The sequence below is a fragment of the Streptomyces sp. SID12501 genome, from assembly GCF_010550245.1.
Classification (GTDB): Bacteria; Actinomycetota; Actinomycetes; order Streptomycetales; family Streptomycetaceae; genus Streptomyces.
This window is the reverse complement of sequence record NZ_JAAGLU010000586.1, coordinates 1-454: the sequence shown is the minus strand read 5'-3', so window position 1 is coordinate 454 and position 454 is coordinate 1. Positions and strand designations below refer to the sequence as shown.

Below are 454 nucleotides of genomic sequence, written 5' to 3'. Positions count from 1 at the left end.
GCCGGCCGTGGCACTGCTCTCGCAGGTGGGGGCGTTGCGGGCGGCGGTGCAGAACAAGTGGGCGCAGCCGGTGGGTCCGGAGGCCAAGGCCCAGTTGGACGCGAACTACTCGGCGGGCTGGAAGGACCTCGGCGCGGTCGACGGCACCCAGTACGGCGTGTACTACAAGGCGGCCAACAAGTCGCTGATCTGGTACAACGCGAAGGCCTTCGAGGCGGCGGGGGTGACGCCCCCGAAGACGTGGAAGGACCTCGTGGCCGCGGCCGACACGCTCTCGGCGTCCGGTACGCCGGCGGTGTCGGTGGCGGGGGCGGACGGTTGGACGCTGACGGACTGGTTCGAGAACGTCTACCTCTCCCTGTCGGGTCCGCAGAAGTACGACCAGTTGGCCAAGCACGAGCTGAAGTGGACGGACGACAGCGTCAAGCAGGCGCTGACGACGCTCGGCGAGTTG

1 protein-coding gene is annotated in these 454 nt (G+C 68.9%); it reads left to right on the top strand.

What is annotated here, in order from left to right; all coding sequences use genetic code 11:
• Positions 1-454, top strand: a 454-nt coding sequence (locus G3I71_RS47405; RefSeq protein ID WP_164325145.1) for an ABC transporter substrate-binding protein, incomplete at both ends; no start/stop codon positions are given.